This is a genomic window from Frondihabitans sp. GW821-FHT04F02 (genome assembly GCF_059420045.1).
The window spans coordinates 853,127-879,940 of record NZ_JBWKSZ010000001.1; the positions used below are offsets into that span (position 1 = coordinate 853,127).

Consider the following 26,814-nt stretch of genomic DNA (forward strand, 5'->3'; position numbering starts at 1 on the left):
CAGCCTACAACGACAACAGTCGACCTGACCTGAAGGCTGAGGGTCATCCGCGCGTCGCGGTAGTCGCGAGACGAACCGGCCGTCAGCGCTGGAGGGCCGAGGCGACGCTCATCAGCACGACGACGAGCAGCATCACGATGCTCCAGCCGAAGTCGAGCGCGACAGCACCGAGGCGGATCGGAGGGAGCACCCGCCGGATCGCCTTGATGGGCGGATCGGTGACGGTGTAAGTCACCTCGGCGAGCAAGAGGAGCGGACCCTTGGGGCGGTACGTGCGGCTCACCGACTGGGTCAGGTCGAAGATGAACCGCGCCCACATCAGCAGGAAGAAGATGAGGAGCGCGACGTACACGATCGTGGCAATGGGCTGGACGATCATCGAGGGGATTCAACTCGCTGTGGTAGTGCGGGGAGGCCCCGCCGGCGGAAGCCAGCCCCGGGGAGGTTCTCAGGACTGGGCGAAGAACGACGCGTCGATGTCGGACTCTGCCTCGGCCTGGTCGCCGCTGACGGCGATGTGCGACGGCGAGAGAAGGAACACCTTGTTCGTCACCCTCTCGATCTTGCCGTACAGACCCTGGGAGAGTCCGCTGGCGAAGTCGACGAGACGACGAGCATCGCCCTCGCTCATCTGCGAGAGGTTGATGATGACGGGGATGCCGTCGCGGAAGCTGGCCGCGATCGACTGGGCGTCCTTGTACTCGCGCGGGTGGACGGTGAGGATTTCGTTCATCTCGGTGGCTACCGCATTCTTGGTCGACGTGGGGCGCCTCAGGGGCGTCACAGGGGCCTTGTTCGCCACGGGAGCCGGGACCGGCTGCACGGGCGAGGCCGGAGCCTGCTTGTGGGGGTGCGCGGACTTCTGCGCGGGGTGCGCGACAGCCGGCTGCGGCGCCGTCTGCTGCACGGCGGCCGGCTGGGGCCGCGACTCGCTCTGGGGGGCGTTGCCGTCGTATTCGAGTTCTTCGTCGGCAAGCCCGAGGTAGATCAGGCTCTTCTTGAGGGGGTTCGCCATGGTGTCCTCCGGTCGTGGCTCGTCTGCATCGACATTAACGAGCGTCGGGGCGGTTTCCGGTGATTGCGGTGCCGATTCGTAGGTGTGTCGCGCCTTCGGCGATGGCCTCGGCGAAGTCGAGAGACATCCCGGCGGAGATCCGGTCGGCCCCGGGCGACAGGGAGCGCACGCGCTCGGAGAGACCCCGGAGGCGTGCGAACGCGAGCCGGGGGTCTCCTTGCACCGGAGCGACCGCCATGACGCCGCGGAGCACGATGCCGGGACTCTGGAGGACGCGCTCGGCGACCGCTTCGAGGTCGTCCGCCTGCACTCCGCCGCGACCCGGATCGTCGGTGAGGTTCACCTGCACGAAGCCGTCCAGCACAGTGCCGTCGTCGGTCGCCAGGGCGTCGATCACACTGGCGCGGTCGAGCGAGTGCACGACAGAGGCGTAGGCACGAGCCTGACGGGCCTTCTTCGACTGGAGCTGTCCGACGAAGTGCCACCGGAGCCCGTCGAGATCGCTCGTCTCGGCGGCCTTGGCCTGCGCCTCCTGATGGCGGTTCTCGCCGACATCTCGGATTCCGAGCGCGTGGAGGTCTCGAACGAGCTGCGCCGGATGGAACTTCGTCACGACGATCGTCGTGAGCTCGTCCGGGTCCCGACCGGCCGAGCGGGCCGCATCGGCGATGCGTCCGAAGACGTCGTCGACACGGCCCGCGAGGTCGGAGGGCGCAGCCATAGCCGGAGGGATGGCCGCTACTTGAGGAAGTCGGGGACGTCGAGGTCGTCGTCGCCGTCGTCGAACACCGGGTCGGGGCTCTGGGCGGGCTCCTGGGGGCGGGTGTACGTCGGGGCCGCGCCGCTGTCGGCGATGGCCGAGACACCGGCGACCGTGGTGGTGGCGGGGCCGTCGGTCTCGACGAAGCTCGCGCGGCGCTCTTTGGTCTTGGTGGTCGGCTCGCCGCCGTCGAAGCCGGCGGCGATGACGGTCACCCGGACCTCGTCGCCGAGCGTGTCGTCGATGACGGCACCGAAGATGATGTTCGCCTCGGGGTGCACGGCTTCCTGGACCAGGCGCGCAGCGTCGTTGATCTCGAAGATGCCGAGGTTCGAGCCGCCCTGGATCGAGAGCAGAACGCCGTGGGCTCCGTCGATGGAGGCCTCGAGCAGCGGCGACGCGACGGCCAGCTCGGCTGCCTTGATGGCGCGATCGGCGCCGCGCGACGAGCCGATGCCCATGAGCGCGGAGCCCGCGCCCTGCATGACGCTCTTCACGTCGGCGAAGTCGAGGTTGATCAGACCCGGGGTCGTGATGAGGTCGGTGATGCCCTGCACACCCGCGAGGAGCACCTGGTCGGCGGTGCCGAAGGCCTCGACCATCGAGATGCCGCGCTCGGAGATCTCGAGGAGGCGGTCGTTCGGAACGACGATGAGGGTGTCGACCTCTTCTTTGAGCTGCGCGACGCCGGCCTCGGCCTGCGCCTGACGACGACGACCCTCGAACCCGAAGGGCTTCGTGACGACGCCGATCGTGAGGGCGCCGATCGACTTGGCGATGCGAGCCACGACCGGAGCACCGCCGGTGCCCGTGCCGCCGCCCTCGCCCGCCGTGACGAAGACCATGTCGGCCCCGGCGAGGGCCTCCTCGATCTCCTCGGCGTGGTCTTCGGCGGCGCGACGACCGACCTCGGGGTCGGCGCCTGCGCCGAGGCCTCGCGTGAGCTCGCGGCCGACGTCGAGCTTGACGTCGGCGTCGCTCAGCAGCAGAGCCTGCGCGTCGGTGTTGATCGCGATGAACTCGACGCCGCGAAGCCCAAGCTCGATCATGCGGTTGACGGCGTTGACGCCACCGCCGCCGACACCGACGACCTTGATCACGGCTAGGTAGTTATGGTTCGTTGTCACGTCCGGCCTCCGCCTGGTGGAAGTTCTCGCAAACCTTCAAGTTGAACTTCAAGGTTAATGTTATGCGCAGTATGCATATCTGCAGTCACAAGGTAGGTCGACCCGGCGCGACCTGTGTCGACGTGAGCCGCGTGTCGCGCGAATCGGGTCGACCTCCACGTTACTTGGTGCGGATGATGCCGTTGTCGGGAGCCGACACGTCGTACTGCACCGACTGCTGCGGATCGCGCGCGTTGTGGTCGCGGATGAGCCCCGTCAGCAGCTGCGCCTTCTTCGCCGACCGGTCGGCGCTCCCCCAGACGACCTGCTCGCCGCCCGTGAGCGTGAGCGTGACGTCGTCGGCGGTCGACGCCGAGACCGACGCCACCTTCTTCAGCAGCTCGGCCGGCAGCGCCAGAAGCACCTCCGCGGTCGACCGGAACACCTTGCCGTCGACGCTTCCGCCCTTGAGGCCGACGACCGGGACACCGGCGGGCTTCCTGGTCGACGTCGCGATGACCACGCCGGCCGGGTCGACGAGCTCGTACGTCTTGCCGACCCTCACCGAGGCGATCGGCTCACGCTCCGTGATGCGGATCACCAGCGTGTGCGGCGGCTTCGTCTCGGTGACGTACGACTCGATGAGCGGGAACTCCGAGAGGTCTCTCTTGACGGCGGTGAAGTCGATCAGCGCCAGCGGCTTGCCGACCTGTGCGTCCAGTGACGAGAGCACCTGCGCCCTGTCGACGCGCGACGTTCCCTGGACGGTGATGGTCTGCAGCGACAGAGCCGGCGAGAACACGCTGATCGTGACCGTCGCGACCAGCGCGAGCACGACGGCGCCTGCGGTGATGAGGGTGGCGCGGCGGTGGCGCGTGCGGCGGGTGAAGCGGCGCACCTCCGTCCGCTCGACGGCTCGGCGCGCGGCGGCCGCACGCCGGGCCTGTCGGCGCGCGTCACGGGCGCGATCGCGCCCCTCGGCGGCACCGCGGTCGTCCCGGGGCAGATCGACGGGCGCAGGAACTGCGGGCTCCACCGCCGGGGCCTTCGCCTGCGGGCCCGGCACGGGTACGGCGGGCCTGCTCGCAGCCGGCCTCGACGGCGCGACCCCGGCGCGAACGGGCTTCGACGGTGCTGCCGCCTGTGGTGCTTCGGGCCGCTCGGCCGGAGCGTGACGGTCGAATCCCTCGGGGCGCTTCATGAGTCGCCTGTCACGCGGCGCTCTCCGGCGTCGCCTCGAGGCTGCCGAGCAGCTGCGGGACGATCCGGTAGACGTCTCCGCAGCCGAGGGTGATCACGAAGTCGCCCTCGCGGGCGATCTCGGCGACGCGGTCGGCGGCCGCCTGCCAGTCGGGGACGTAGTCGGCCTTGGCGGCGTCGCGGAAGCGCTCGGTGACGAGGGCACCGGTCACTCCGGGCACCGGGTCTTCGCGTGCGCCGTAGACGTCGAGCACCACCGTGTGGTCGGCGAGGGACTCGTACGCGTCGGCGAACTCTCCCGCCATCATCTGGGTGCGGCTGTAGAGGTGAGGCTGATGGACCGCGATCAGGCGACCGTCGCCGACGACGCTGCGCGCGGCCTGCAGCGCGGCCGCGACCTCGGTCGGGTGGTGCGCGTAGTCGTCGAAGACGCTCACCCCGCGCACTGTCCCGTGCAGCTCGAAGCGGCGCTGGGTGCCGCCGAAGACCTCGAGGCCCGCGATGGACTCCTCGGGGCTGAGACCGAGCCCCGTGAGCACGGCGTAGGCGCCTGCGGCGTTCAGGGCGTTGTGGTGGCCGGGCACGCTGAGCTGCACGCGGCGCTCGACGCCTGCGTGCACGAGGGTGAAGGCCACCGGGCCCGAGGTGGTGACGTCGGCGACGCGGATGTCGGCGTCGGCGGCCGCGCCGAAGGTGACGACCTTCGAGCGATCGAGCTTGTGAGACACGGCGACGGCACCGGGATCGTCGCTCGAGATGGCGACGAACTCGCTCGCCGCCGAGGCGAAGGCGACGAACGCCTCGTCGAAGGCCTCGCGCGAGCCGTAGTGGTCGAGGTGGTCGGCGTCGACGTTCGTGATCAGGGCGATCGACGTGTCGTAGAGCAGGAACGAGCCGTCGGACTCGTCGGCCTCGATCACGAAGAGGTCGTCGGCACCGCCCTTGGCGCTGACGCCGAGCGACTGGATGACGCCGCCGTTGACGAAGCTCGGGTCGCGGTCGGCCTCGAGCAGAGCCGTGATGATCATGCCGGTCGAGGTGGTCTTGCCGTGCGCGCCCGCGACCGACACCAGCCGGTGCCCGCCGATCAGCCACGCGAGCGCCTGCGAGCGGTGGAGCACGGGGATGCCCCGCTCGAGGGCGAGCTGGTACTCCGGGTTGTCCTGCCAGAGGGCGCCGGTCACCACGAGGGTGTCGGCGTCGCCGACGTTGGCCGCGTCGTGGCCGATCGCGACGGTGGCTCCGAGCGCGCGGAGCGCCTCGACGTTGCCGCTCTCGCGCGAGTCGGAGCCCGAGACCGGGATTCCTGCAGCGAGGAAGACGCGGGCGATGCCGCTCATGCCGGAGCCGCCGATTCCGACGAAGTGCGCGCGCCCGATCGTCTTGGGAAGCGGCTGGTCGAGGTCGGGCTTGATCATGAGTTCGCGATTCGTGTGGAGGTGGACGCGGGAGTGGCCTCGAGGACGAGGTCGACCGTCTTGTCGGCGCCGTCGCGCACCCCGACGGAGGCCGCGCGGACGGTCATGTCGGCGATGCGGGCCCGATCGAGCAGGATCGGCACGAGCTTCGAGCGCACCCACGCCGGCGTGAACTCGGCGTCGGCGACCAGGACGGCGCCGCCGGCGTCGACCACGTCGGTGGCGTTGAAGCGCTGCTCGCCGTTGCCGACGGGATAGGGCACGAGCACGGCGGGCAGGCCCAGGGCGGTCAGCTCGGAGACGGTCGCTGATCCTGCGCGGGAGACGACGAAGTCGGCAGCGGCGAGGGCGAGATCCATGCGATCGCAGTACTTCACGATGTGGTAGTTCGCCAGGCTGGACGGCCCGAGCTCGGACTTCTCGCCGGTGATGTGCAGGATCTGCCAGCCCGATCCGAGCACGACCTCGGCGGCCCTCGACAGCGTGTCGTTGATCCGTCGCGCGCCCGTCGACCCTCCCGTGACGAGCAGGGTCGGCAGCGCCGGGTCGAGGCCGAAGAACTGGAGCGCCTCGCTCTTGACCGCGTGGCGGTCGAGGGTCTCGATCTCGACGCGCAGGGGCATCCCGACCTGGCGCGCGTGGCGCAGCTTCGTCGACGCGAAGACGACGCCGACGTGCTTCGTCGCGAACGAGCCGAGCACGTTGGCGATGCCGGGCTTGGCGTTGGCCTCGTGCACGACGATCGGAACCCTGGCGCGCCAGGCGGCCAGGTAGGCGGGCGCGGCCGCGTAGCCGCCGAACCCGATGACGACGTCGACTCCGCGGTCGCGGAGGATCGAGCGGACGCCGCGCACCGAGCCGACGATCCGCGACGGGAAGCGGAGGGCGGCCGCGTTCAGGCGCCGCGGGAAGGGAAGGCGCGGCACGGTGAGCAGCTCGTAGCCGCGGGCCGGGACGAGCCGGGCCTCGAGGCCCTCGGCGGTGCCCAGCACCAGGATCGTCGCGTCGGGCTCGCGGCTGCGGAGCCGATCGGCAGTCGCCAGGAGGGGGTTCACGTGCCCGGCGGTGCCGCCGCCGGCGAGGAGGTACGTCGTCACCGGAGAGACCCTACCTGCTCGTCGGAGCGCAGCGCTGACACCGGGTCGCCCGGCCGTCGGTGCACGAACGAGAGCACCACGCCGATGGCGATGAGAGTGAAGATGAGCGACGACCCGCCCGCGCTGATCAGCGGGAGGGGCACGCCGAGCACCGGCAGGAGGCCGAGCACCACCGCGATGTTGACGAGCGCCTGGCCGATCACCCAGGTCATGACGCCGCCGGTGACGATGCGGACGAAGGGGTCGTCGGTCGAGCGCAGGATCTTCATGAACGACACGGCCAGGACGATGAACAGGGCCAGGACGACGCAGGCGCCGATGAGGCCCAGCTCTTCGCCGACGATGGCGAAGATGAAGTCGTTGTCGGCCTCGGGCAGCCACGACCACTTCGCCTTCGAGTTGCCGAGACCCACGCCGAAGACCCCGCCCGAAGCGAGCGCCCAGAGCCCGTGCACGGTCTGCCAGCAGGTCGACTGGTACGCCTCTTCGGAGCTGCAGCCCGACATCCACGCCGAGATGCGATCGGTGCGGGAGCTCGCTCCCGACGTGATCACCGGGAGCACGCAGGCGAGCAGGATCAGCGGGGGGACGAAGAACCTCAGCTTGACGCCGGCCACGAACACCGCGACGGCGACGAGCATGATCAGGATCAGCGTGGTGCCGAGGTCGCCGCCCTTCATGACCAGGCCCATGGCGATCAGGACGACCGGGATCAGGGGGACCAGCAGCTCTTTCCAGTCGCCGAGCTTGCGCTCCTTCTTGACGAGGATCATCCCGATCCAGATCACGAGAGCGAGCTTCAAAAACTCGGAGGGCTGGGCGCTGAACGAGGAGCCGATGCGGATCCAGTTGCGGTTGCCGTTGACGGTGGAGCCGAGGGGCGTGAAGACCAGGAGCTGGAGGAACATCGCGAGCACGAGCAGGTGCCAGGCGTACTTCTTCCAGGCCCAGGTGGGCACTCGGCTCACGACGAGCATGGCCGGGACGCCCAGCGCCGCGAAGATGCCCTGGCGCAGGAACGCGCCGAAGAAGTCGTGCGTGGCGACGTACTGCTCGACGCTCGACGACGACAGGACCATCACGAGGCCGAAGACGACCAGGAAGAGCGCGGTCCCGAGGATGACAAAGAAGCTGGTCTCCTCGGCCGCGAACAGCTTCTTGACTGCGACGCGAGCGGCCCCGGTCGGTGCCGATCTGATTCGGCCCGCGACGGCGTCCGAGAGGGTGCGGCTTCGCGCCGACCCGTCAGACTTCAGGCGTCGCGGGAGGCTCGACGGCGTGTCGGCCATCGGCGTCACCTCCCAGGTGGTCGTGTACGGCTCGGGCGAACGCGTCTCCGCGCGCGCCGTAGTCGGCGAACTGATCGAACGATGCCGCGGCCGGCGCGAGGAGGACGGTGTCTCCTGCCTCGGCGACCGCGGCCGCGAATGTCACGGCCTGCGGCATCACTCGTTCAGTGTCGGTCTCGTCGACCTCGAAGACCGGCATGCCGGGCGCGTGTCGCTCGAAGGCCTCCCTGAGGATCTGCCGGTCGCTGCCGATCAGGACGGCGGCTTTGACGCCGCGACGCACCTCGGCGACGAGCGGCGCGGGGTCGACGCCCTTGAGCAGGCCGCCGACGATCCAGACGACACTCGGCGAGGCGGCGAGCGAGGCCTTGGCCGCGTGCGGGTTCGTGGCCTTCGAGTCGTCCATCCAGACGATGCCGCCCGCGGTCGCGACGACCTCGGAGCGGTGGTGGTCGGGCCGGAAGGCCGCCGTGGCGAGCCGGATCGCCTCGGGGGCCACGTCGAGGGCGCGGGCGAGCGCGGCCGCGGCGAGGACGTCGGCGACCAGGTGCGGGGCGGCCAGACCCGACGCGGTCAGGGTCTCGAGGGTGGACAGCTCGAGGGCGCGGTGCGCGCGGTCGGCCAGGAAGGCGCGGTCGACGAGGATCTCTTCGACCACCCCGAAGTCGCCGACCGGCGGGGTGCCGAGGCCGAAGCCGACGGCGCGGCAGCCCTCGACGACGTCTGCCTCCTGCACGAGCAGCCGCGTGGCGATGTCGGCGCGGTTGTAGACGCACGCGACTCTCGTGTTCGCGTACACGCGGCCCTTGGCGGCCCGGTAGGCGTCGGCACCGCCGTGCCACTCGAGGTGGTCGTCGTCGATGTTGAGGATGACGCTGGCCACCGGGCTGAGCGAGCCGGGGCCCTCGATGGGCAGGTAGTGCAGCTGGTGGCTCGACAGCTCGACGGCCAGGACGTCGAAGCCGAGCGGCTCGCGGATGGCGTCGAGCACCGGGAGCCCGATGTTGCCGCAGGCCGCGACGCTCCGGTCGTCGGCGGCGACCATCGCGGCGACGAGCTGCGTCGTCGTGGTCTTGCCGTTCGTGCCGGTGATGAGCACCCAGTCGGCGATGTGCTCGGGGGTCTTGTCGCGCACGCGCCAGGCGAGCTCGACGTCACCCCACACCGCGGCGCGCGAGGCGGTGGCCCAGACGACGAGCGGGTGGTGCGGGGCGAAGCCCGGGCTCACGACGACCACGTCGGCGTCGAAGGCGACGAGCTCGGCCGGAGGCGTCGACAGGTCGGCCTGGACGATCAGGCGGGCGCCGATGACCGGGACGAGCTGCGCGCGATCGGACGCCTCGTCGGGCGCGACCACGACCACGTCGGCACCGAGCTCGGCGAGGGTGTCGGCCGACGAGAAGCCGGAGACGCCGAGGCCGAGCACCGCGACGCGGAGCCCCGACCAATCGGCGTGCCAGCTGATGAGCGAGTCGAGGGGAGCCGCCATCAGGACTTCGAGATCCACTCGAGGTAGAACACCCCGACGCCCGCGGCGACGAACAGGCCGGCGACGATCCAGAAGCGCACGACGACCGTGACCTCGGCCCAGCCCTTCAGCTCGAAGTGATGGTGGAGGGGGCTCATCAGGAAGATGCGCTTGCCATGGGTGAGCTTGAAGTACGCGCGCTGCAGGATCACCGAGCCGGTGACGACCAGGAAGAGCCCGCCGATCAGGATCAGCAGGAGCTCGGTGCGGCTGAGGATCGCGAGGGCGGCGAGGGCGCCGCCGAGACCCAGCGAGCCGGTGTCGCCGAGGAAGATCTGCGCCGGCGACGTGTTCCACCAGAGGAAGCCGATGAGGCCGCCCGACACGCAGGCTGCGACGACGGCGAGGTCGAGCGGGTTCGTCGTCTCGTAGCAGGCCGACTGGACGGCGCGGGCGCTCGTGCAGAGCTGATTGTTCTGCCAGAACCCGATGAAGATGTACGACCCGATCGCCAGGATCGAGGCGCCGGTGGCGAGCCCGTCGAGGCCGTCGGCCACGTTGACGCCGTTCGAGGCCGACGCGGTGATCATGATCACCCAGATGGTGAACAGGATTCCGCCGAGGAGGGGGCCGGCGAACGCCAGGTCGAGCCACGGGATGTCGCGGACGCCCGAGATCATGGTCGACGCCGAGGACTGCCCGACGCGGCTGTGCACGGAGAGCGCCAGCACGGCGAAGAGGACGGCCACGAGCACCTGCCCGAGGATCTTCGCCCAGCCGGTGAGGCCGAGGCTGCGCTGGTTGCGGACCTTCGTGAAGTCGTCGAGGAAGCCGACGAAACCGAGGCCGACCATCATCAGCAGCACGAGGAGACCGCTCGGAGTGAGTCGGTCGCCGCCGGCGAGGTGGCCGACGAAGTAGCCGATGACCGTGCCGAGGATCAGGACGATGCCGCCCATGGTCGCCGTGCCGCGCTTGGTGTGGTGCGACTGCGGACCGTCGCTGCGGATGAACTGGCCCCAGCCGAGGCGGTGGAACAGCCGGATGAACAACGGCGTGAGCAGCAGGGTGAAGACGAGCGACACCGCACCGCCGATGAGGAGGGCGATCACGCGGTCACCCCCGCGAGGCGGTCGCCGAGGAACCGGAGACCCGCCGACTTGGACGATTTCACGAGGACGACGTCTCCTTCTCGCAGATCGGCGCGGACGGCGTCGTACGCCGCGTCGATGTCAGGGACGAGGAGGGACTCCCCGCTCCAGCTGCCCTCGAGGCCGGCGGCCATGTGGACATGGCGGGCGGCGTCGCCCACGACAACCAGCCTGTGGATGTTGAGGCGCACGGCGAGACGGCCGATGCGGTCGTGCTCCTCCTGCGCGAACTCGCCGAGCTCGGCCATCTCGCCGATCACGGCGACGGAGCGCTGGCCCGGGCCGACGATCTGCGCGAGCGTCTTGAGAGCCGCCGCCACGGAGTCGGGGCTGGCGTTGTAGGCGTCGTTGATGATGGTGACGCCGGGGCCGCCGTCGAGGACCTCCATGCGCCAGCGCTCCGCGCGAGCGACGCCCTCGAGGACGGTGGCCGCGCGGTCGACGTCGAGGCCCCACTCCCCCGCTACGGCGAGGGCCGCGAGGGCGTTCATGACGTGGTGCTCGCCGAGGATGCGGAGGTGGACCGGACGCGTGAGGCCCGGCGCGTGGAGGACGAACGCGGTGCCCGAAGCGGTGACGTCGACGTCGGATGCCCGGTAGGACGTTCCTGCGCCCAGACCGAAGGTCACGACGCGAGCGTCGGTCAGGTCGGCCATCGAGCTGACGCGGAAGTCGTCGGAGTTCAGGATCGCGGTGGCGGTCTCGGGCAGGTCGGTCACCATCTCGGACTTCGCCCTCTGCGTGGCCTCGATGCCGCCGAATTCGCCCGCGTGCGCGAGACCCACCTTGAGGACGACGCCCGTGTCGGGCTTCGCGATCGCGACGAGTCGGGCGATCTCGCCGGAGCCGGAGGCGCCCATCTCGACGACGAGGTACTTCGTGGCCCCGGTGGCACGGAGCATGGAGATCGGCGCGCCGACGTGGTTGTTGAACGACCCCTCGGGCGCGACCGTGGGAGCGAGGTCGGACAGGATCGCGCGCAGCATGTTCTTCGTGCTCGTCTTGCCGTTGCTGCCGGTGATTCCGACGACGCGGAGGCGGTCGTCGCCGGACGCCGACTCGCGGACCCGGGCGACGACGGCGCGGGCCAGGTCGGCCAGCGCCGTCACGCCGTCGTCGACGACGAGGAGCGGGGCGGCGCAGGCGACCGGGCCCTCGCTGATGACGAGCGCGGCGCCGTTCTCGACGGCCGACGGCACGAACAGGCGGCCGTCGGTGACCTCGCCCGGAAGCGCGAAGAAGATCGAACCGGCCGTGACCAGACGCGAGTCGGTCTCGACGGAGCCGTCGACGATGGTCGCACCGGAGGTCTCGGAGGCGAGCGCGAGAGTGCCGCCGACGATCTGCTGGATCTCGGCGAGGGTCAGCGCGATCACTCGGCCCACCCCGCCTCACGGAGCGCCGCGCGGGCCTCCTCGCGGGCGGAGTAGGGCGTGCGCACGCCCTGGATGTCGCGATAGTCCTGGTGGCCGGGGCCGGCCCAGAGGATCGAGTCGCCCTCGCCGGCCAGCGCCACGGCGGTGCGGATGGCGGCCTCCGGCGGGCTGACCTCGTGGATCTCGTGATCGGGATACGCCTCGCGCGCCGCGTCGACGAGTGTCTTGCGGATCGCGTCGGGGTCTTCGAAGCGCGGGTGGTGGTCGGTCACGACGAGGATGTCGGAGCCGGCCGCCGCCACGCGGGCCATCTCGGGCCGCTTCGTGGTGTCGCGGTCGCCGTCGGCGCCGAACAGCATGACGACCTTGCCGGGAGTGAATCGGCGCACGGCCGCGAGGGTGGTGAGGAACGCGTCGGGGCTGTGGCCGAAGTCGACGAAGACGCTCGGTCCGCGCGCGCCCGAGACGCGCTCGGTGCGGCCGGGCAGGTAGGCGACGATGCCGCCGTCTTCGTCGAGGGCCTGGCCGATGGCCTCCAGCTCGAAGCCCGCTTCGACGAGCATGACGATGCCGAGGGCGGCGTCGGCGGCCATGTGCCAGCCGATCATCGGGACGCGGGTCACCAGCGAGCGGCCCTCGGGGCCGGACAGGCGGAACTCGGTGTAAGCGGCCTGCTCGTCGAGCAGCTCCACGCTCCAGTCGGCGTCGCGCTCGACGCCGGTGATCGCCGGCGTCATCGCGATCGTGGTGACGGGGATGCGGCTCGCCTCGACGACGCGCTGGCCGTAGTCGGAGTCGAGCGAGACGACGGCGCGCTTGGCGCGGTCAGGCTGGAAGAGCGGCAGCTTCGCCTGGAAGTACTCCTCCATGTCGGCGTAGTCGTCGAGGTGGTCGTGGCTGAGGTTCGTGAAGCCGGCGACGTCGAAGACGATCCCGTCGACGCGATTGCGGCTGAGGGCCTGCGCGCTGACCTCGACGGCCACGGCCCGCACCTCGCTCTCGCGCATGCGGGCGAGGAGGGCGTGCATCTCGGTGGCCTCGGGCGTGGTGAGGCGCGAGACGACGGTGAGATCCCCGATGTGGCGCTCGGCCGTGGACGAGAGGCCCGTGACGAGGCCGAGCTGCTTGAGGATGCCCTCGAGGAGGTACGACGTGGAGGTCTTGCCGTTGGTGCCGGTGACGGCGAAGAGCAGCGGCGCGTCTTCGCCGGTGCGGTAGACCCAGCTCGAGACGTCGCCCAGGGCGGCGCGCGGCGAGTCGACGAGGATGACCGGCAGGCCGCTGTCGGCGGCGATCTCGGCGCCATCGGCGTCGGTGAGGAGGGCGACGGCGCCGCCCTCGCGAGCCTGCGCGGCGAACTCGGCGCCGTGGCGGTTCGCCCCGGGCACGCCGACGTAGAGGTCGCCGGGGTGCAGGTCGCTGGTCGAGAGGGTCACTCCCGTGATCTCGATGCCGTCGAGCGAGCCGATGTGCTCGAGTCCGAATTCGCTGGCCAGCTGGCCGAGCGACCTCGCCGAGGGATGTTCCGGTCGCAGGACCGGGGGGATCCGGGCACTCAAAGAATCCTCATTTCTAGCTCAGGTCAGGAGCCGGGGGTGTCGTGCTGCCAGGTGGCGTGCTGCCAGGCCTGTGTCACCACGTGTCTGGCAGGTCGGTGGCCGGCGTGGTCGACGGCTTCACCCGGTAGGTCTCCAGGACCTGGGACATTATCTCGCGGAAGGCCGGAGCCGCCGCGAACGAAGTCTTCAGCGTAGTCGGCTTCGTGAAGGTCACGAGCACGACGTACTGGGGGTTCTCGGCCGGAGCGATGCCGGCGACCGAGATCACGTAGTCGTCGCCGTATCCGCCCCCGGGCGCGTCGGCGATCTGCGCCGTGCCGGTCTTGGCCGCGACGTTGTAGCCCGAGATCGGCGTCATGCCCTTGAGCGTGCCCTCGGGGATGGTGTTCTCGAGCATGTCGACGACGTCGCGCGCGGCCTTCGTCGACACGACGCGCGTGCCGCTCGTGCTCGGCTTGTCGATGACGGTCCCGTCGGCCTGCTTGCAGCCCTTGACGAGAGTGGCCGGCATGCGGACTCCGCCGTTCGCGAGCGTCTGGTATGCGCTGGCGATCTGGATCGCCGACGTGGCGATGCCCTGGCCGAACATCGAGTTGATGTCGGTCTGGCTGTCCCAGCTGCTCGGCGTGCCCAGCTGGCCGACCGTCTCTCCCTGGAAGCCGACCGCGGACTGCGAGCCGAGGCCGAACTTCTTGAGGTAGTCGTAGCGCGTCTGCTTCGAGAGCCGCTCGCCGACCTGGGTGATGCCCACGTTGGACGAGTTCGCCAGGATGCCCGCGAGCGTCAGGTGCTCGGTCTGGTGGAACTCGGCGTCGCTGATCCGGCCGCCCCACGGGAACGTTCGGCTGTAGGGGACGGTCTCCGGCGTGCCGGTGTTCGCGACGCCCTGGTCGATGGCTGCGGCGGCGATCAGCGACTTGACCGTCGAACCGGGCTCGTACGAGTCGGTGAACGCCTTCGAGCCAAGGTTCGTGACCGGCGTGCCGTCGACGTCGTTCGGGTCGACCGAGTCGGAGTCGGCCACGGCGAGGAGCGATCCGTCGGAGACCTTCATGACGATCGCGGTGCCCGACTGCGCGCCGAGAGCCGTGACCTGCTCATCGAGGTCCTGCTGCACCTGGTACTGGAGGTCTTCGTCGATGGTCGTCATCAGAGTGCCGCCGTCGACCGCCTCCTTGGTCGTGACCGTGCTGCCGGGCAGCTTGACGCCGTCGGCGCCGCGCTCGTAGGTCTGCTCGCCGTTCGTTCCGGCGAGGCACTTGTCGTACATGTACTCGAGGCCCTGCTGCGCGCCGTCGGTGCCGAGGAATCCGACCAGGTTGCCCGCCACCCCGCCGTTGGGGTAGACCCGCGAGGTGGTGCGCTGCGGGGACAGCCACGAGATGCCGAGCTTGACGATCCGGTTGTAGGAGTCGACGTCTACGGCGCTGGCGACCTTCGCGTACAGGCTCGTCTTGTCGGCCGTCAGAGCTTTGAGCACGGTCGAGGACTTCTGCCCGGTCGCGGACGCGATCTGCTTCGACGCCTGCGCCAGCGTGTAGGTCGTCTTCACGCCCTTCTTGGACGTGACGCTGTAACCCGCCTGCGCGTACTTCGGCACGGCGAGGATGTCGTAGCGGAGGACGGTCGCCGCGAGCACCTTGCCGTTCGTGTCGAGGATGTCGCCGCGGTCGCCGTAGAGCGTCTGCGGGACGCTCCTCTTGTCTTGGCTGTCCGTGTTCAGCGACGCGGCCTGGACCACCTGGATGTCGACGAGGCGGACCACGAAGATCGCGACGAGCGCGAAGATCACGATGCCCGCGACCGTCGCGCGACGGCGACGCCCCCGGTGCGCGATCGCGGCCGGACTCAGCTTGCCTCGTCGGGCGTTACTCACAGAGCATTCCTCACCGCTAGCGGGTCTCTGGTGCCGCCAGCTCGTTCGAATTCGACGTTACGGAACCGGTGGCGGATTTCACGTCTGCCGCGCCCGTCGTCGACGAAGAGTCGGCTGAGTCTTTCGCCGCGGTGCTCTTCGTGGACTTCGTCACGACGGGAACGCCCTTGAGGAGGCTGTTCGCCACGAGGTTGTCGCTCGTCGCGGCGTCGGAGGCCGCGGGAGTGGGCGTGCCGAACACCTTGAGCGTGTTCAGGTCGAGGTAGACCGGGTTCTGGTTGCGGACCATTCCGAGGGCTGTCGCGTTGTTGGCGATGTTCTGCGGCGACGACAGCACCTGCAGCTTCTCGGAGTACTTCGCCTCGGACCGGTTCAGAGTCGTCTGCTCGTTCTGCAGCGCCGAGATCTGGTACGCACCCTGGCTCAGGGCGATGCTGATCGCGAGCTGGGTCAGGAGCAGCACGAACAGCGCCGCGGTGGCGATGAGCGCGTAGACGAGCCGGGGTCGCGCGCGGCGCTGGGCCAGGCTCGACACGATCTCGATGGGACTGCGGCGCGGACCCAGATCGTCGAGGACGCTCTCATCGGGCTCGAGGCCGATCTGCGCGGTGGCGAGGGTGGTGCTCATGCCTGTCTCCGGATTCGCTCGGCGGCGCGCAGCCGCACGGGTGTCGCACGAGGGTTGACGTCTTTCTCCTCATCGCTGGCGAGCTCGGCGCCGCGCACGAGGAGGGAGAACTCGGGGCGGTGCTCGGGCAGCTCGACCGGCAGCCCGCGGGGTGCCGTCGACGTCGTCCGTGCCGCGAGCTCGCGCTTGACGAACCGGTCTTCGAGCGACTGGTAGGCGAGCACGACGATCCGCCCGCCGACCGCGATGCGGTCGAGGGCGGTCGGAAGGGCCGACTCGAGGGATGCCAGCTCGGCGTTGACCTCGATGCGCAGGGCCTGGAAGACGCGCTTGGCGGGGTGGCCGGCGCGGCTGAGGGCGGCCGGGGTGGCCTCCTGGAGAAGGTCGACGAGCTCGCCGCTGCGGACGAGAGGCGTGTCGGCACGACGCTCGACGATGCGGCGGGCGTAGCGCGGAGCCAGCTTCTCCTCGCCGTACTCGTAAAAGATGCGGCGGAGCTCCGCCTCGGAGTACGTGGCCAGGATGGTCTCGGCGGTCGTGCCCTGGGTCGGGTCCATCCGCATGTCGAGCGGGGCGTCCTTCGAGTACGAGAACCCGCGGTCGACCTGGTCGAGCTGCAGCGAAGAGACGCCGAGGTCGAAGAGGACCCCCGTCACCTCCGGGATGCCCAGCCCGTCGAGCGCGCGGCCGATGCCGTCGTACTCGGTGTGGACCAGCTTCGCGCGGTCGCCGAACGGGGCGAGCCGCTCCCCCGCGATCGCCAGGGCCTCGGTGTCGCGATCGAGCCCCACGAGGGTGAGCTCGGGGAAGCGCGACAGCATCGCCGACGAATGGCCGCCCATGCCGAGCGTGCAGTCGACGACGACGGCACCGGGCGTGGAGATCGCGGGGGCGAGGAGCTCGAGGGTGCGCTCGAGCAGGACGGGAACGTGGATCTGGTCGTCTGCCATGAGTGACGGAGTCTGATTCCTCGGCCCTGATCCCCATCCATCCCACCTGGCACCGGGGAAGGTGTGCCAGGGGTGGACGGCTGGGAGTCAGGGCCGAGGGCGTCAGAGGAGCCCGGGGATCACCTCCTCCGTGGTGTCGGAGAAGGAGGATTCGTGCTCGTCGTAGTAGCTGTTCCACGCCGCGGTATCCCAGATCTCAGCCCGGTTGCCGGCGCCGATCACGGTGAGGTCGCGGCTGAGGCCGGCGTACGCCCGGAGGTTCGCAGGGATCGTCACACGGTTCTGCTTGTCGGGGATCTCGTCCGAGGCGCCGGACAGGAACAGGCGGAGGTAGTCGCGGGCCTGCTTGCTCGTGATGGGCGCCTTGCGGATGTTCGAGTGGACGACTTCGAACTCGCGCTGACTGAAGACGTACACGCAGCGCTCCTGCCCACGCGTCATCACGAGGCCGGAGGCCAGCTCGTCGCGGAACTTCGCAGGAAGGATGATCCGGCCTTTCTCGTCGAGGCGCGGCGCGTAGGTACCGAGGAACACTGCACGTCACCCCCACTCGCCCGCCGTTTCCTCCACTTTACTCCACACTGCGCCACCAAAGCGATGCCTTGGCCCGAACGGGGGGTCGATGACATGCAAAAACCCCGCAGACACAAGGGTCTGCGGGGTGGAGGAAAATGGAGTGAATCAGGCGTCCGAGGCGCGTTTCACCACAAAAAAGGACCGACCCGGAGGTCGGCCCTTTCAGAAGAAGAGGAGGTCAGCGCTCGTCGCCGCCCTGGCGGCGGTCCCAGCGATCGTTGAGGCGGTCCATCATGCTGCCGCCACCCGCCTTGCGGCCATTGCGCCCGGCGGAGCCGCCCGGAGTGGAGGACTGGGGAGGGACCGGTGCAGGCCCGAGGGAGCCACGTCGACGGGGAGGAGCAATAGCGAAGAGGGCACCCGCAAGAAGGAGGATGAAGCCCGCGACGCCGATGAGCGGCTGGCGGAAGGCGACGCCGGCGACGACAACGGCGACACCTGCCAACGCACCGAGGATGCCCACGACGACCAGCGTGTAACTCGGTCGTCCTCGACGCGAGTTCATGGTGGTGACGAAGTCGGAGTCGTTGTTGTAGAGGCTGCGCTCCATCTCTTCGAGCAGCCGCTGCTCCTGTTCGGAAAGAGGCATCTTGATTTCCCTTCAGGCTGAGCCTCTTCAGGCGGAGCCCCTTCGGGCTGAGCCTCTTCAGGCAGAGCCCCTACAGGCTGAGCCTGAGACTGGTGGTGCTGGCACGGAATCGCCCGGTCGGACCGGTCGTTTCGTGCGCGGCTGGTAGCTACCGATCTTACGACCGCCAGCTGTGGTTAGGCTAGGCGGCGTGGCTGAGAGTACGCGGTTAGTAGACGTCGTTCAAGACCGGATCGATACCTTCCTCCGGGGACAGCGTCCGCATCTGGACAGCATCGGCTCGGACCTCGACCCCTTCTCCCGTTTCTCGGCCGATCTGCTGCACGGCGGCAAGCGGTTCCGGGCCCTCTTCTGCTACTGGGGATGGCAGTCCGTCGCGGGTCTGGCCACCAGCTTCGACCCGCTCTCCAGCGGCTCGGGTCGAGAGGCGCTCGCGAGCGTCATGACGGCGTCGGCCGGCCTGGAGTTCTTCCACGCAGCGGCGCTCGTGCACGACGACATCATGGACAACAGCGACACCCGTCGCGGGCAGCCGGCAGCCCATCGCCGCTTCGAAGGCCTTCACCGCGACGAGTCATGGCTCGGCGACGGCGAGGCCTTCGGGCGCAACGCCGCGCTCCTTTTCGGCGACCTCCTCCTCTCGTGGAGCGACGAGCTCGTCTCGGAGGCGTTCGACTCGCTCGAGTCGCGCGCGGCTGCCCTCGCGGCGCGGCGCGAGTTCAACCGCATGCGCACCGAGGTGACGGTCGGGCAGTACCTCGACATCCTCGAGGAGAGCGCCTGGGGCAGCGTCGACGACGAGCTCCTGCTGTCGAGGGCGCAACGCGTCATCGTCTACAAGTCGGCGAAGTACTCGGTCGAGGCGCCCCTGCGGATCGGCGCGGCGATGGCCGGGGCCGAGACGCCGGTGCTCGACGCGCTGAGCGCCTTCGGCCTGCCGCTCGGCATCGCCTACCAGCTGCGCGACGACCTCCTCGGCGTCTTCGGCGACCCGCAGGTGACCGGCAAGCCCGCCGGCGACGACCTCCGCGAGGGCAAGCGCACCGTGCTGATCGCGACCGCGCGGGCTACCCTCCCTGCCAACGCGGTCCGACTGCTGGACGAGCTGCTGGGAGACCCGGAGCTCGACGACGACCAGGTCCAGATGCTGCAGGCGACGATCCGCGAGTCGGGTGCTGTCGACGCGATCGAGGAGTCGATCGCCGAGCAGGTCGAGAAGGCGCAGCGCGCGATCATCTCGGCGCCCCTGTCGGGCAGTGCTCGGCAGCAGCTCTCGCAGCTGGCCGAGACGGTCACGGCCCGCAGCGCCTGAGGGCGTCGCTGCCGCGGGGGGCGCCAGCCCGACAGATCAGAGCATCGACTGCGCGACGCGCCGCACCTCGGCCTTCCGCCCCGCCTGAAGCGCCGCGACCGGGCTCGTCCCCAGCGCGTCGTCGTCCGACAGAAGCCAGTCGAGGGCCTCGTCGTCGGTGAAGTGGTTGTCGGCGAGCACCGTGAGGGTGCCGCGGATCTCGTGCATGGGCTCGCCGTCGACGATGAGCACCGCGGGGATCTTGCGGACGCCGTCGACCCGGGTAGCGATGAGCACGTGCTCTTCGAGGAGGCGCCGCACGCGGCTTGCGGTGGTGCCGAGCTTCTCCGCTGCATCGGGGAGGGTCAGCCAGGCCGTGTCTGCGAACCAGGGTCGCGTCGAGAGTTCGGTCACCCCTCAAGAGTGCCACGGGTTCGCGGGGGCCGGTGCCCCTCCCCCGCTTTGGGGCCCAAGTCACATCAGCCACACCCGCCTCATGAGTTGACTCGCCTATACAGGTGTGTCACGGTTGACGACGTCGACACGCCGGTCGGGCGCCGTCGGATCACACCAGGGGACATCAATGACCGAACAGGAACGACCCGCATCCCGCACGGCCGCGTACCGGATGGGACGCGGCATGCTCGGCACCGTCCCGATCGTGCTCGCCTCGTCGATGCTCGTCAGCGCGAACGTCACCGGACCGCTCCTGGCGGCCGACCACGTCCAGCCGCACCAGAAGCGCCCCGGCGTCAGCCCCGACCCAGTGAGGGCGACGGAGTCGACCACGTTCGACCTGACGGCCGTCACCACCGACACGCCCGACGTCGAACTCGCCTCGGCGCACATCGAGACGGCCTCCGCGCCCACCACCTACTCGGTCAAGAAGGGCGACACGGTCTCGAGCATCGCCGGCCGGTACGGCCTCTCCACCGCGTCGGTGCTCGCGATGAACGGCCTGAGCTGGAAGTCGACGATCTACCCCGGACAGACGCTGCACCTGTCGTCGGCCAAGGCGAGCGCCGGCACGACGACGAAGAGCACCGCCTCGACGACGAGCGCCGGAGGCCGCTACACCGTGGTACGGGGCGACACGCTCTCGTCGATCGCCGCGCGGCACGGTGTGACCACGGCCGCCCTCTTGAAGGCGAACGGCCTGGGGCTCGCCAGCATCATCTACCCCGGACAGAAGGTGACGATCCCGGGAAAGGGGACCACCTCGAGTTCCAGCGCCCCCTCTGCCTCGTCGTCGAGCTCGTCGAGCTCGTCGAGCTCGCACTACGTCATCCGGTCGGGCGACACGCTCTCGTCGATCGCCAAGGCGCACTCGACCACGGTCGAGAAGCTGATGAGCGCCAACGGCCTCAGCTGGACCAGCACGATCTACGCCGGCAAGAAGCTGACGATCCCGTCGAAGGCGGCGACCGTCGCGGCGGCCTCGACCGCGACCAGCCCCGTGCAGAAGTCGGGCTCGGTGCCCGCGTCGGCCCTCGACGCCGAGCAGCGCGCCAATGCCCGCACGATCATCGCCGTCGGACGGTCGCTGGGCGTCAGCGACTACGGCATCGTCATCGCCCTCGCGGCGGCGGCCCAGGAGTCGAGCCTCTACAACCTGTCGTGGGGCGATCGCGACTCGGTGGGGCTGTTCCAGCAGCGGCCGAGCCAGGGCTGGGGCTCGAGGAAGCAACTGCTCGACACCGCCCACGCGGCGCGGCTGTTCTACGGCGGATCGCACAACCCGAACGCCGGGTCGACGTCCGGGCTGCTCGACGTGCGCGGCTGGTCGCGCATGACCGTGACGCAGGCCGCGCAGTCGGTGCAGCGCTCGGCGTATCCGACGGCGTATGCCAAATGGGAGCGGTCGGCGCGCATCTGGCTCGCGAGCCTCTAGGGGCTGCCCGCCGTGCGCCCAGAACGCGGCAACTCGACGCCGAGAACGCCCGGATCTGGGCAACTCGCTGTCGGGAAGGCATAGATCCGGGCAACTCGCACATAACGGTTTGACCCTCGGCGGTGAGCCGCGAGTGGCGGTCGCCCCGCTTTCCGTAGCATTCTCGGCGTGAGCTCCAGCCAATCCGACCCGATGATCGGCCGTCTGATCGACGGTCGATACCAGGTCCGCTCACGCATCGCCCGCGGCGGCATGGCGACGGTCTACCTCGCCTCCGACCAGCGGCTCGAGCGCCCGGTCGCCGTGAAGATCATGCACGGCCACCTCGCCGACGACGAGAACTTCAAGGAGCGTTTCATCCAGGAGGCGCGCTCGGCCGCCCGGCTGGCGCACCCCAACGTCGTCAACGTCTACGACCAGGGGCAGGACGACGAGTCGGCCTACATCGTCATGGAGTATTTGCCCGGCATCACGCTGCGCGAGCTCCTCCAGGACCACCGCGTGCTCACCGCCGACCAGGCGACCGACATCCTGGAGGCCGTGCTCGCCGGTCTCGCGGCCGCCCACCGCTCCGGCATCGTGCACCGCGACCTCAAGCCCGAGAACGTGCTGCTGGCGGACGACGGCCGCATCAAGATCGGCGACTTCGGCCTCGCCCGCGCCGCCTCGGCCAACACGGCCACGGGTGCGGCGCTGCTCGGGACGATCGCGTACCTCTCTCCTGAGCTCGTGACCCGCGGCATCGCCGACACCCGCAGCGACATCTACGCCCTCGGCATCATGCTCTTCGAGATGCTCACCGGCGAGCAGCCGTACAAGGGCGACCAGCCGATGCAGATCGCCTACCAGCACGCCAACGACACCGTGCCGATGCCGAGCTCGGTGAATCCGCGCGTTCCCGCCGAGCTCGACGAGCTGGTGCTGTGGGCGACAGCCCGCGACCCCGACCAGCGGCCCCGCGACGCCCGCGCCATGCTCGACCACCTGCTCGAGCTGCAGCGCGGCGGCGGAGCGCCCACGGGCATCCAGAAGACCATGGTGCTGCCGGCCGCGATGGCACCGGTCGGCCCGGCCCCGGCGCAGAGCACCGGGCCGACGTCCGGCCCCGGCTCCACGGGCGACACCCTGATCCTCGCGAAGGGCCGCCACCGCACCGGGCCGGTCCTGCCCGCCGGAGCGCCGACCGACAACGCCGCCGCCCTGACCCGCAAGGCGCGCGCCCGCCGCCGCCGCGGCGTCGTCTGGCTCGCCATCGTCATCGTCCTCGCCCTCGTCGCCGGCGCGGTCGGCTGGTGGTTCTCGAACGGCCCGGGTGCCCACGCCGTCGTCCCGTCGATCGCGAACTCCAGCGTCGCGCAGGCGACGTCGACGCTCGAGGGCGACGGCTTCGCGGTCAGCTCCCAGCGGGTCAAGCAGTTCGACCCCGACATCGCCATCGGCCAGGTGCTCGGCACCCGGCCCCGCGGCGGCGCGACGGTGGCCAAGGGCGCCAAGGTCGTGCTCGTGATCTCGCAGGGACCGCAGTCGCTGCCCTTCCCCGCCGTCGTCGGCGAGGCCGAAGACACCGCGAAGTCGCAGCTCGGCTCGTTCACCGTAGGCGACTCGACCTACCGATTCGACGGGTCGGCCGCTAAAGGCACCGTGCTGTCGGTCGCCGGCAAGAACTCGGCCGGCGACACCGTCGACCTCGGCTCGGCCACGACATACAAGGAGAAGCGTCCGGTCACTCTCACCGTGTCGCTCGGCGGAGTACCCGACGTCACGGGCAAGGCGCTCTCTGAAGCGCAGTCCACGCTCGAGGCCGTCAACCTGCAGGGCGTCGAGGCTTCGAGCGAGTACAGCGACAGCGTGCCCCAGGGTCAGGTGATCCGCCAGGCGGCGGCGGCCGACGGCGCGGTCGTCGAAGGCTCGACGATCGACCTCGTCGTGTCGAAGGGGCCGCAGCCGATCACGGTGCCCGACGTCACAGGCAAGTCGATCCGCTCCGCCGAGGAGCAGCTCACCGGGCTCGGCTTCAAGGTCGCCTACAAGGCGTGCACGCCGGCAGCGGCCTGCGTGCTCGTCAACTGGAAGTCGCTGCTCACCGTGTCGAGCTCCGACCCCGGCGCGACAGCGACCGGCTTCCGGGGCGACACGATCACGCTCAAGTACAACGCGTTCGGGATCGGCTAGGCCGGAGGGCCGGCCGCCCGAAATTCAAGGAGATTCTCGGCCTCGTCGACGGCGCGACAGCGATCTCGGGCCGCTGCGGCAAATATCTCCTTGAATTTTGGCGGGGGGGGGCACAAGACGAGACCCCCGCCGACGGGAGTCGACGGGGGTCTCGGGGCTGGGCGCGGCGCCGCTAGTTGTTGCCGGCGAGCTCTTCGGCCACGAGGAACGCGAGCTCGAGCGACTGCATGTGGTTCAGGCGCGGGTCGCAGAGGCTCTCGTAGCGCGTCGCGAGGGTGGCCTCGTCGATGTGCTCCGATCCGCCGAGGCACTCTGTGACGTCGTCGCCGGTGAGCTCGATGTGGATGCCGCCCGGGTGGGTGCCCGCGGCGCGATGCGACTCGAAGAAGCCCTTGACCTCGTCGACGATCTCTTCGAAGCGCCGGGTCTTGTAGCCGGAGGGCGTCGTCATGCCGTTGCCGTGCATGGGGTCGCTGACCCACAGCGGAGTCGCGTCGGCGCCCTTGATGGCCTCGAGCAGCGGCGGCAGGGCGTCACGGATCGTGCCGGCGCCCATGCGCGTGATGAACGTGAGACGGCCGGGCTCGCGCTCGGGGTCGAGCTTGTCGATGAGCCGCATCATGTCGTCGGGCGTCGTCGTCGGGCCGAGCTTGACGCCGATCGGGTTGCGCACCCGCGACAGGAAGTCGACGTGTGCACCGTCGAGGTCGCGCGTGCGCTCGCCGATCCACTGGAAGTGGCTCGACAGGGCGTACGGGGTGCCGGTGCGCGAGTCGATCCGGGTCATGGGGCGCTCGTAGTCCATGAGCAGCGCCTCGTGGCAGGTGTAGAACTCGGCGCGCTTCATCTCGTCGAAGTCGGCGCCGGCGGCCTCCATGAAGCGGACGGCCTTGTCGATCTCTTTGGCGAGGTGCTCGTACATGACGTTCGCGGGGTTCGAGGCGAAGCCCTTGTTCCACGAGTGCACCTGGCGCAGGTCGGCGAACCCGCCCTGGGTGAAGGCCCGGATCAGGTTCAGCGTCGAGGCGCTGGTGTGGTACCCGCGGACGAGGCGCGCAGGATCCGGCTGCCGTGACTCGGGGGTGAAGTCGTACCCGTTGATGATGTCGCCGCGGTACGCCGGAAGCGTCACGCCGTCGCGGGTCTCGAAGTCGCTGGAGCGCGGCTTCGCGAACTGGCCGGCCATGCGGCCCATCTTGATGACGGGCACGCTGGCGCCGTAGGTGAGCACGACGGCCATCTGCAGGATCGTCTTGACCCGGTTGCGGATGTTGTCGGCCGTGGCGTCGGCGAAGGTCTCGGCGCAGTCGCCGCCCTGGAGGAGGAACGCGTTGCCGGCGGCCGCCTCGGCGAGACGGGCGCGGAGCGTGTCGACCTCGCCGGCGAAGACCAGCGGCGGGTACGTGGCGATCTCGGCCGAAGCCGCTTCGACGGCCGTCGAGTCGGCCCATTGCGGCTGCTGCTTGATGGGGAGCGTGCGCCAATAGTCCAGTCCTGCGATCACGTCGGGATCGGCGGAGATGACTGGGAAATCGGTCTGGAGCACGGCGTCCTCAATTAGGTGATGGCAGGTCGTCGATCAGTCGATCTCGACCAGGGGAGCCTATCGCGAAAGGACGGCTCGCCTCTCCTTGACCGAAGACGCGTAGACGTCGGCGTATTCCTGCCGACTGAGGGTCGCCAGCTCGTGCATGATCTCGTCGGTGATGGAGCGCAGGATGAACCGGTCGCCCTCCAGACCCTCGAAGCGGCTGAAGTCGAGAGGCTCGCCGAAGACGACCCCGATGCGGTGCAGGTGAGGCCGCTTCGAGCCGGTAATCATGACCTTCTGGGTGTCGATCATGGCGACGGGGATGACGCGGACGCGACCCTCGAGGATCATGCGCGCGACGCCGGTGCGACCGCGGTACAGGCGCCCGTCGGGGCTGCGCGTGCCCTCAGGGTAGATGCCGAGCTGCTCGCCCCGGGCGAGCACGGCGAGGCCGGTGTTGAGCGAGGCCTCGGAGGCCTTGCCGCCAGAGCGGTCGATCGAGAGCTGGCCGGTGGCGTTGAAGAACAACTTGGTGAGCATGCCGCGCACGCCGCGCCCGGTGAAGTAGTCGCTCTTGGCCAGGAACGAGATACGGCGCTCGAGCACCAGGGGCAGGAAGATCGAGTCGACGAACGAGAGGTGGTTCGACGCGAAGATCACGGGGCCCGACTCGGGCACGTGCTGCTTGCCGACGACCCAGGGCCGGAAGACGGACAGCAGGATCGGCCGGAAGAGGAACGTCTTCATGATCCAGTAGAACATCGGCGGTCTCCCTTGGCTGCGTCGGGCGTAGGCAGTCTAGAGCTTGGCTGCGTGCGTGCGGGCCAGGTCGGCGGCACCCACGACGCCGGCGTCGTTGACGAGCTCGGCGATGACGAAGTCGGGCTCGGGGTGGAAGCCGCGGGCTGGGAGATGCTCGAGGTAGGCGTCGCGCACGGGCTTCAGCAGCAGCTCGCCGGCCTGGGCGACGCCGCCGCCGAACACGAAGAGCTGCGGGTCGAGGATCACGCTGAGCGACGCGCACGCCTGGCCGAGCCAGGTGCCGAGCTCGGCGAGGGCCTCGAGCGCGCCGGGGTCGCCTGCGGCCATGAGGCCGGCCACGTCGTGGCCGGTCAGCTCGCCGTTCTTCACGCGGATGTCGCCGAGCGCCTTGCCGGTCGCGCCGCCGCGGTCGGCGACCTCGCCGGCCATGCGCAGCAGGGCACGGCCCGAGCCGTACTGCTCGATGCAGCCGCGGGCCCCGCAGCCGCACTCGAGGCCGCCGGGCACGATGCGCATGTGGCCGAGCTCGCCGCCGGTGCCGAAGCCGCCGCGGAACAGGCGGTCTTCGGTGACGATCGCTCCGCCGACGCCGGTGCCGATGGTGAGCATGGTCATGTCGCTGACGAGGCGGCCGGCTCCGAAGCGGAACTCGGCCCAGCCGGCCGCGTTCGCGTCGTTGTCGATGGTGATGTCGAGGTCGAGCTTCTCGCTCAGGCGCGCGCGGAGAGGCTCGTTGCGCCACGGGATGTTCGGCGTGTAGTAGACGGTCGACTGGGCGGCGTCGATGAAGCCGGGCGCGGCGACGCCGGCGGCGATCACGTCTCCCCCGGAGGTCGGCGCGACCTGCTGGAGCTCGTCGATCATGGCGACGACGGCGTCGACGATCGCCTGCGAGTCGTTGCCGGTGGGGGTCGGAACCCGCCTCTCGGCGACGATCTCGCCGAGCTCGGTGACCACGCCCCCTGCGATCTTCGTCCCGCCGATGTCGATTCCGATTGCCTGCACGAGCAATCACTCTACCCGGCGCGGCGCGGGCAGAGGGCGGCCCCGCCACGGGTCCGGACGGGTGGCCGCTACAGTGGAACGGCCCGACCCCGGGCGAGAGGAGC

24 protein-coding genes are annotated in these 26,814 nt (G+C 69.9%); 3 read left to right on the top strand and 21 right to left on the bottom strand.

Annotated features, from left to right (window positions below):
• Nucleotides 1-82: 82 nt before the first annotated feature.
• The 17 genes from AC07TY_RS04025 to AC07TY_RS04105 form a co-directional block, all read right to left on the bottom strand.
• Nucleotides 83-379, bottom strand: a complete 297-nt coding sequence (locus AC07TY_RS04025) for a YggT family protein (RefSeq protein ID WP_123504438.1) — start codon at nucleotides 377-379, stop codon at nucleotides 83-85.
• Between the two features lie 69 nt (nucleotides 380-448).
• Nucleotides 449-1,015: a cell division protein SepF gene (locus AC07TY_RS04030; protein WP_123504437.1), complete on the bottom strand. Its 567-nt coding sequence runs from the start codon at nucleotides 1,013-1,015 to the stop codon at nucleotides 449-451.
• 34 nt (nucleotides 1,016-1,049) lie between these two features.
• Nucleotides 1,050-1,736, bottom strand: coding sequence for a YggS family pyridoxal phosphate-dependent enzyme (locus AC07TY_RS04035; protein WP_494784390.1), 687 nt, complete (start codon nucleotides 1,734-1,736; stop codon nucleotides 1,050-1,052).
• Nucleotides 1,737-1,753: 17 nt separating this feature from the next.
• A complete protein-coding gene (gene ftsZ / locus AC07TY_RS04040; protein ID WP_123504435.1) occupies nucleotides 1,754-2,902 on the bottom strand; it encodes a cell division protein FtsZ in 1,149 nt (382 codons plus the stop codon).
• Nucleotides 2,903-3,062: 160 nt separating this feature from the next.
• On the bottom strand, nucleotides 3,063-4,082 hold the full coding sequence (locus AC07TY_RS04045; RefSeq protein WP_494784391.1) for a cell division protein FtsQ/DivIB: 1,020 nt from the start codon (nucleotides 4,080-4,082) through the stop codon (nucleotides 3,063-3,065).
• A gap of 10 nt (nucleotides 4,083-4,092) precedes the next feature.
• Complete coding sequence (gene murC / locus AC07TY_RS04050; RefSeq protein ID WP_494784392.1) at nucleotides 4,093-5,499, bottom strand: UDP-N-acetylmuramate--L-alanine ligase; 1,407 nt, start codon at nucleotides 5,497-5,499, stop codon at nucleotides 4,093-4,095.
• The gene (locus AC07TY_RS04055; protein ID WP_494784393.1) at nucleotides 5,496-6,596 is read right to left on the bottom strand and encodes a UDP-N-acetylglucosamine--N-acetylmuramyl-(pentapeptide) pyrophosphoryl-undecaprenol N-acetylglucosamine transferase; all 1,101 of its coding nucleotides are present in this window, start codon (nucleotides 6,594-6,596) and stop codon (nucleotides 5,496-5,498) included. The genes murC and AC07TY_RS04055 overlap by 4 nt, the downstream gene beginning before the upstream one ends.
• The gene (gene ftsW / locus AC07TY_RS04060; RefSeq protein WP_123504431.1) at nucleotides 6,593-7,885 is read right to left on the bottom strand and encodes a putative lipid II flippase FtsW; all 1,293 of its coding nucleotides are present in this window, start codon (nucleotides 7,883-7,885) and stop codon (nucleotides 6,593-6,595) included. Before ftsW ends, AC07TY_RS04055 begins: the two co-directional genes overlap by 4 nt.
• Nucleotides 7,842-9,374: a UDP-N-acetylmuramoyl-L-alanine--D-glutamate ligase gene (gene murD, locus AC07TY_RS04065; RefSeq protein WP_123504430.1), complete on the bottom strand. Its 1,533-nt coding sequence runs from the start codon at nucleotides 9,372-9,374 to the stop codon at nucleotides 7,842-7,844. The genes ftsW and murD overlap by 44 nt, the downstream gene beginning before the upstream one ends.
• Entirely contained in the window at nucleotides 9,374-10,465 is a 1,092-nt protein-coding gene (gene mraY / locus AC07TY_RS04070) for a phospho-N-acetylmuramoyl-pentapeptide-transferase (protein WP_123504429.1), read from the bottom strand. The genes murD and mraY overlap by 1 nt, the downstream gene beginning before the upstream one ends.
• Nucleotides 10,462-11,880, bottom strand: a complete 1,419-nt coding sequence (locus AC07TY_RS04075) for a UDP-N-acetylmuramoyl-tripeptide--D-alanyl-D-alanine ligase (RefSeq protein ID WP_488626138.1) — start codon at nucleotides 11,878-11,880, stop codon at nucleotides 10,462-10,464. Before AC07TY_RS04075 ends, mraY begins: the two co-directional genes overlap by 4 nt.
• Nucleotides 11,877-13,439 carry a Mur ligase family protein gene (locus AC07TY_RS04080; RefSeq protein ID WP_494784394.1) on the bottom strand — a complete coding sequence of 521 codons (1,563 nt, stop codon included), beginning with the start codon at nucleotides 13,437-13,439 and terminating at the stop codon, nucleotides 11,877-11,879. The genes AC07TY_RS04075 and AC07TY_RS04080 overlap by 4 nt, the downstream gene beginning before the upstream one ends.
• A 73-nt stretch (nucleotides 13,440-13,512) precedes the next feature.
• Nucleotides 13,513-15,315, bottom strand: coding sequence for a peptidoglycan D,D-transpeptidase FtsI family protein (locus AC07TY_RS04085; protein ID WP_233579743.1), 1,803 nt, complete (start codon nucleotides 15,313-15,315; stop codon nucleotides 13,513-13,515).
• A gap of 16 nt (nucleotides 15,316-15,331) precedes the next feature.
• Nucleotides 15,332-15,943 (bottom strand): cell division protein FtsL, encoded by a 612-nt coding sequence (gene ftsL / locus AC07TY_RS04090; RefSeq protein ID WP_494784395.1) that lies wholly within the window; start codon nucleotides 15,941-15,943, stop codon nucleotides 15,332-15,334.
• Nucleotides 15,940-16,893: a 16S rRNA (cytosine(1402)-N(4))-methyltransferase RsmH gene (gene rsmH, locus AC07TY_RS04095; RefSeq protein WP_123504426.1), complete on the bottom strand. Its 954-nt coding sequence runs from the start codon at nucleotides 16,891-16,893 to the stop codon at nucleotides 15,940-15,942. Before rsmH ends, ftsL begins: the two co-directional genes overlap by 4 nt.
• Nucleotides 16,894-16,995: 102 nt before the next feature.
• Complete coding sequence (gene mraZ / locus AC07TY_RS04100; RefSeq protein ID WP_123504425.1) at nucleotides 16,996-17,427, bottom strand: division/cell wall cluster transcriptional repressor MraZ; 432 nt, start codon at nucleotides 17,425-17,427, stop codon at nucleotides 16,996-16,998.
• 220 nt (nucleotides 17,428-17,647) lie between these two features.
• Complete coding sequence (locus AC07TY_RS04105) at nucleotides 17,648-18,058, bottom strand: SCO2097 family morphological protein (protein ID WP_123504424.1); 411 nt, start codon at nucleotides 18,056-18,058, stop codon at nucleotides 17,648-17,650.
• A gap of 190 nt (nucleotides 18,059-18,248) precedes the next feature.
• Between AC07TY_RS04105 and AC07TY_RS04110 the strand changes: the two genes are divergently transcribed.
• Nucleotides 18,249-19,370: a polyprenyl synthetase family protein gene (locus tag AC07TY_RS04110; protein WP_494784396.1), complete on the top strand. Its 1,122-nt coding sequence runs from the start codon at nucleotides 18,249-18,251 to the stop codon at nucleotides 19,368-19,370.
• A 36-nt stretch (nucleotides 19,371-19,406) separates the two neighbouring features.
• On the opposite strand, the gene AC07TY_RS04115 is transcribed toward AC07TY_RS04110, so the two are convergent.
• A complete protein-coding gene (locus AC07TY_RS04115; RefSeq protein WP_123504422.1) occupies nucleotides 19,407-19,763 on the bottom strand; it encodes an Rv2175c family DNA-binding protein in 357 nt (118 codons plus the stop codon).
• 169 nt (nucleotides 19,764-19,932) lie between these two features.
• Between AC07TY_RS04115 and AC07TY_RS04120 the strand changes: the two genes are divergently transcribed.
• Nucleotides 19,933-21,240, top strand: coding sequence for a LysM peptidoglycan-binding domain-containing protein (locus AC07TY_RS04120; RefSeq protein ID WP_494784397.1), 1,308 nt, complete (start codon nucleotides 19,933-19,935; stop codon nucleotides 21,238-21,240).
• Between the two features lie 168 nt (nucleotides 21,241-21,408).
• A complete protein-coding gene (gene pknB, locus AC07TY_RS04125; protein ID WP_494784398.1) occupies nucleotides 21,409-23,412 on the top strand; it encodes a Stk1 family PASTA domain-containing Ser/Thr kinase in 2,004 nt (667 codons plus the stop codon).
• A 172-nt stretch (nucleotides 23,413-23,584) separates the two neighbouring features.
• Here the strand turns inward: pknB and AC07TY_RS04130 are convergent, their stop codons facing one another.
• The 3 genes from AC07TY_RS04130 to AC07TY_RS04140 form a co-directional block, all read right to left on the bottom strand.
• Complete coding sequence (locus tag AC07TY_RS04130; protein WP_488626711.1) at nucleotides 23,585-24,916, bottom strand: class II 3-deoxy-7-phosphoheptulonate synthase; 1,332 nt, start codon at nucleotides 24,914-24,916, stop codon at nucleotides 23,585-23,587.
• Between the two features lie 99 nt (nucleotides 24,917-25,015).
• Nucleotides 25,016-25,705 carry a lysophospholipid acyltransferase family protein gene (locus AC07TY_RS04135; RefSeq protein ID WP_123504420.1) on the bottom strand — a complete coding sequence of 230 codons (690 nt, stop codon included), beginning with the start codon at nucleotides 25,703-25,705 and terminating at the stop codon, nucleotides 25,016-25,018.
• A 36-nt stretch (nucleotides 25,706-25,741) separates the two neighbouring features.
• On the bottom strand, nucleotides 25,742-26,710 hold the full coding sequence (locus AC07TY_RS04140; protein ID WP_488626132.1) for an ROK family glucokinase: 969 nt from the start codon (nucleotides 26,708-26,710) through the stop codon (nucleotides 25,742-25,744).
• Between the last annotated feature and the right edge of the window lie 104 nt (nucleotides 26,711-26,814).